The sequence below is a fragment of the Massilia phosphatilytica genome (genome assembly GCF_977014125.1).
Window position 1 is genome coordinate 1 of the sequence record NZ_CDRNIL010000126.1, and the last position, 4,717, is coordinate 4,717.

Here is a 4,717-nt window from a genome sequence, read left to right on the forward strand (position 1 = left end):
ACGGAGGAGTTAGTCGGTATTATTGAGCACCTGGCTGCGCATGCTGTCGAACTGCTCGGCCTGAGCGGGCAAGCACACGGCCCGGACAGGTCGGCCGGATCAGCAAGCGCCATCGACACCACCTGCCGTGCCGCGGGCGGTTCTGCCGGAAACCCGCGCCGTGCAGGCGCTCCGGGGTGAGTTTCGCCACCTCGGTACCGTGCTCGGGGCCGCTGCGCGGCGTCACCGACGGCCCTCGTCGGCATTGTCACTGGCTGGCGCGCGAAGCGCCGGCATCCAGGCCGAAGTCGGCAATGCGCTCGTGCAGCTGCAATTCCAGGACCGCGTCAGCCAGATCCTGTCACGTCCGCGACAACATCGCCCGCCTGCCCGCGCTGGCTGGACGAACAGGCGCTGGACGGCGGCGTGCTGCAGGCGCTCGACGCAAGCAGCCTGCTGGCCGAGCTGGAAAGCACGTATGCGATGGCCGAGGAACGCACGCTCCACAAGAGCAGTGTCAAGGCGGCCCCGGCAGCAGGCCGAAGAAATCACATTTTTCTAAGGACTCGATGGCAAAAACCATCATGGTGGACGACTCGATTTCGATCCGCCAGGTCGTCGGCATCGCCCTGAAACAGGCCGGCTACGACGTCATTCGAAGGCGTCGACGGCAAGGACGCGCTGGCCAAGCTGACCGGCCAGAAGGTCAACCTGATCATCAGCGACGTCAACATGCCGAACATGGACGGCATCACGTTCGTGCGTGAACTCAAGACCCGTCCCGCGTACAAATTCACGCCCGTCCTGATGCTGACCACCGAGTCGCAGGAAGACAAGAAGGAACAGGGCAAGGCCGCCGGTGCGCGCGCGTGGATGGTCAAGCCGTTCAAGCCCGAGGCCCTGCTGGCCGCCGTCCAAACCGACCCTGTCCTGACCCGCCGCCGGCTACGGCCGGCCCATCCCCGGAGCAATGATGTACACGGTGGCCTGGTTCATCGCCGCCATGCGGTTCGTGGCCAGCAGCGCGATCGCCAGCAACAGCAGCAGCACGACGCCGAAGCCGAGGCCCAGGCGGATACCGATTTTCAGATTCTTAAGCACGGTGGCTCTCCACTTCATTTGAATTAAGACTGGCGATGTATCAGGCCGCCGCGGCCTGGCTTTCCGTCTCGACGCCGGCCAGCAGGGCCGCCATGTCGAGGATCAGGGCGACGTCGCCATTGCCGAGGATCGAGGAGCCGGACAGGAAGCGCGCGCCGGCGAACACCTTGCCCAGCGGTTTGATCACGGTCTGGAATTCGCCCAGCAGGCTGTCGACGACGAGGCCCGCCTTGCGGCCGCCGTAGCGCACGACGACGATGCTGCGGCGCCGCGCCGGCGCGCCCGCGACGCCGAAGCGCTCGCGCAGGCGCACGAAGGGCAGGGGCTGGCCGCGCAGGTCGACCCCAGTCGCAGCCGGGCTGGTCGCTGAACTCGATGCATTCCTCGACCATCTCCATCGGGATCACGAACACGGACTTGCCGACGCCGACCTGGAAGCCGTTGATGATGGCCAGCGTGAGCGGCAGGCGCACCGTGACGGTGGTCCCCACGCCTTCCGTGCTGGCGACGTCCACGCTGCCGCGCAGGGCGACGATGTTGCGCTTGACGACGTCCATGCCCACGCCGCGGCCGGACAAATTCGTCACCTGCTCCGCGGTCGAGAAGCCGGGTTCGAAGATCAGGTTGAAGATCTCCTTGTCGGTGAGCGTGCGGCCCGGCTCGACGAGGCCGCGTTCGACGGCCTTGGCGAGGATGCGCTCCCGTTTCAGGCCGCCGCCGTCGTCCGTCACTTCGATCACGATGCTGCCCGAGTCGTGGTACGCGTTCAGGGCAACGGTGCCTTGCGCCGGCTTGCCGCGCGCGGCGCGCACGTCGGCCGGCTCGATGCCGTGGTCCATCGCGTTGCGCACGAGGTGCGTGAGCGGATCGCCGATCTTTTCGACGACGGTCTTGTCCAGCTCCGCGTCCTCGCCGCTGACGTCCAGGCGGATGTCCTTGCCCAGTTCGCGCGCGACGTCATGCACGACGCGCTGGAAGCGGTTGAACGTCGCGCCGATCTTCACCATGCGCAGCTGCAGCGCGTTGTCGCGCACCTCTTCCACGAGGCTGGACAACGTCGATGTGCATTCGAGCAGCTCGGGAATCTGCGTACGGCGCGCGATGAGGTTGGCGCCGGCGCCGGCGATGATCAGCTCTCCCACGAGGTTGATCAGGCGGTCCAGCTTGTCGGCGTCCACGCGCACGGAACGGCTTTCCTGCTGCGGCCGCGCGTCCGGCGCCTGGCGCTGTTTCGCGAGGGCGGCTTCGACGACGGGCGCGCGCACGGCGCCCTGGCCGACGAGGATGGCGCCGATCGGTTGGCCCGGCGCGGCGTTCGCCGCCTGCGCCGCGAGCGCCTGTTCCAGCTCGTGCGTGGTGATGCTGCCGCAGCGCACGAGCATCTGGCCGAGGCGCTCGCGCTGCGCGGGCGCTTCGTCCAGCCAGGCGATGTATTCGGCGATGCGGTTCTCGGGCGGCAGGATGCGGATGGCGCAGTCCTCGCGCACGAAGTCGAACACGCTGTCGATGGCTGCCTTGTCGGCGCTGCTGGCAAAGCCGATCTCGAAACCGAGGTAGCAGGATTCGGGATCGAATTCGTCGGCCGCCGGCAGGTCGTCGGCGTTCGTCGCGACGCCCGTCACGGTGCCGAGCTGGCCCAGGTAGCGGATGAACGACAGCGGGTCCATGCCGTTGCGCAGCACGTCGGGACCGAAGCGCAGCCGAGATGTGCCAGTGGCCGGCGGCGCCCGCGTCCGGCGTGCCGGCGGCGCTGGCGCTGGCGCCGGCCGGCGCCGGTGCTTCGCCCAGGTAGCCCTGCAGCGCGGCGACGAGCGGCGCGCCCGCGTCCGTGAGCGCGGCGTCGCCCGCGAGCGTGCCGCTTTCGACGGCGTCGACGAGCGCGCCGATGTGGTCGCGGCATGCGAGCAGCAGCGCCACCAGTTCGTCGCCGAGGGGAACCGTCCCGTCGCGCACCTTGTCCAGGACGCTCTCGGCCACGTGGGTGAATTCGACGACGGGATCGAAGCCGAACATGCCGGCCGATCCCTTGATCGTGTGGGCCGCGCGGAAGATCGCGTTGACGGCATCGAGGCCGTCGCGCGCGACCGCGAGGAGGGCGGACTCCATCTGCTCGAGCAGCTCGCGGCTCTCGGCGATGAAGGTATGCGTCACCTGGTCGATGTCGATGCTCATTCCTGCGCTCCTTCAAGGTCGACGCCGAGCAGGGCGCAGGCGTCGCGCACCGCGGGGCTGGCGTCGCGCAACGCCAGATGCCGGCCGAGGCGCGCGGCCTCGCGCCGCGCCGCCAGCAGCAACTGCAGGCCGGCGCAGTCGAATTCCGTGACCGACGACAGGTCGAGCGCGGGCGCATCGCTCGCGCGCACGGCGTCCAGCAGCGCGGGTTTCAGCTCCGCTGCGCGGTAGATCGTCATCTCGCCTTCGACCGCCAGGCATGCGGCGGCCCCTTGGCTCGTTTCGCCAATATTCATCATTGCTCCGGGGATGGGCCGGCCGTAGCCGGCGGCGGGGTCAGGACAGGGTCAGTTTCTGGACGGCGGCCAGCAGGGCCTCGGGCTTGAACGGCTTGACCATCCACGCGCGCGCACCGGCGGCCTTGCCCTGTTCCTTCTTGTCTTCCTGCGACTCGGTGGTCAGCATCAGGACGGGCGTGAATTTGTACGCGGGACGGGTCTTGAGTTCACGCACGAACGTGATGCCGTCCATGTTCGGCATGTTGACGTCGCTGATGATCAGGTTGACCTTCTGGCCGGTCAGCTTGGCCAGCGCGTCCTTGCCGTCGACGCCTTCGATGACGTCGTAGCCGGCCTGTTTCAGGGCGATGCCGACGACCTGGCGGATCGAAATCGAGTCGTCCACCACCATGATGGTTTTTGCCATGAGAGTTCCTAGAAAAATGTGATTTCTTCGGCCTGCTGCGGGGCCGCCTTGACACTGCTCTTGTGGAGCGTGCGTTCCTCGGCCATCGCATACGTGCTTTCCAGCTCGGCCAGCAGGCTGCTTGCGTCGAGCGCCTGCGGCGCGCCGCCGTCCAGCGCCTGTTCGTCCAGCCACGCGGGCAGGCGGGCGATGTTGTCGCGGACGTGCGACAGGATCTGGCTGACGCGGTCCTGGAATTGCAGCTGCACGAGCGCATTGCCGACTTCGCCCTGGATGCCGGCGCTTTCGCGCGCCAGCAGGTCGGACGATGCGACGAGGGCGTCGGTGACGCCGCGCAGCGAGCCGAGCACGTTGCCGATCATCTCGCCGGACGCCTGCACGGCGCGGGTTTCCGCACGCATCGAATCGCCCGCGGCACGGCAGGTGGTGTCGATGGCGCTGCTGATCCGGCCGACCTGCTCGGCGATGTGCTTGCCCGCTTCGGCCGAGCGGTTCGACAGCATGCGCACCTCGTTCGCGACGACGGCGAAACCGCGCCCCGCCTCGCCCGCGCGGGCCGCCTCGATGGCCGCGTTCAGGGCCAGCAGATTCGTCTGCCAGGCGATGCTGGCGACGTCCGCCGCCATCTTCTGCAGGTGCGCGGTGACTTCCTGCAGGCCTTCGATCTTTTGCAGCATCTGCTGCTTGCTGGCGGCTGCGCCGGCCAGCATGTCCAGCAGCGAGCGCAATTCCTTTCGCTGGCCGCGAACACGTCGACGAT

5 protein-coding genes and 2 pseudogenes are annotated in these 4,717 nt (G+C 68.1%); 2 read left to right on the plus strand and 5 right to left on the minus strand.

All coding sequences use genetic code 11. The annotated features are described in order from the left end of the window. The coding region (locus tag ACWNCF_RS04400) for a hypothetical protein (RefSeq protein WP_449406166.1) at positions 1-180 on the plus strand (180 nt) is incomplete at its 5' end. Between the two features lie 146 nt (positions 181-326). On the opposite strand, the gene ACWNCF_RS04405 is transcribed toward ACWNCF_RS04400, so the two are convergent. Continuing rightward, entirely contained in the window at positions 327-479 is a 153-nt protein-coding gene (locus tag ACWNCF_RS04405) for a hypothetical protein (RefSeq protein ID WP_449406167.1), read from the minus strand. A gap of 69 nt (positions 480-548) precedes the next feature. Here ACWNCF_RS04405 and ACWNCF_RS04410 point away from each other — a divergent pair. Next, positions 549-897: pseudogene (locus ACWNCF_RS04410) on the plus strand (response regulator); the annotation flags it as partial. A 223-nt stretch (positions 898-1,120) separates the two neighbouring features. Here the strand turns inward: ACWNCF_RS04410 and ACWNCF_RS04415 are convergent. The 4 genes and pseudogenes from ACWNCF_RS04415 to ACWNCF_RS04430 form a co-directional block, all read right to left on the minus strand. Further along, positions 1,121-3,246 (minus strand): annotated as a pseudogene (locus ACWNCF_RS04415) (chemotaxis protein CheA). Positions 3,247-3,248: 2 nt separating this feature from the next. Beyond that, positions 3,249-3,548 (minus strand): STAS domain-containing protein, encoded by a 300-nt coding sequence (locus tag ACWNCF_RS04420; protein WP_449406168.1) that lies wholly within the window; start codon positions 3,546-3,548, stop codon positions 3,249-3,251. Between the two features lie 40 nt (positions 3,549-3,588). Continuing rightward, on the minus strand, positions 3,589-3,957 hold the full coding sequence (locus ACWNCF_RS04425; RefSeq protein WP_056450415.1) for a response regulator: 369 nt from the start codon (positions 3,955-3,957) through the stop codon (positions 3,589-3,591). Between the two features lie 8 nt (positions 3,958-3,965). Then, positions 3,966-4,717, minus strand: a 752-nt coding sequence (locus ACWNCF_RS04430) for a methyl-accepting chemotaxis protein (RefSeq protein WP_449406169.1), incomplete at its 5' end; no start/stop codon positions are given.

Excerpts from the sequence above, each read along its gene's own strand:
- ACWNCF_RS04420 (WP_449406168.1), bottom strand. The coding sequence starts at position 3,548 with ATGAATATTGGCGAAACGAGCCAAGGGGCCGCCGCATGCCTGGCGGTC.
- ACWNCF_RS04425 (WP_056450415.1), bottom strand. The coding sequence starts at position 3,957 with ATGGCAAAAACCATCATGGTGGTGGACGACTCGATTTCGATCCGCCAG.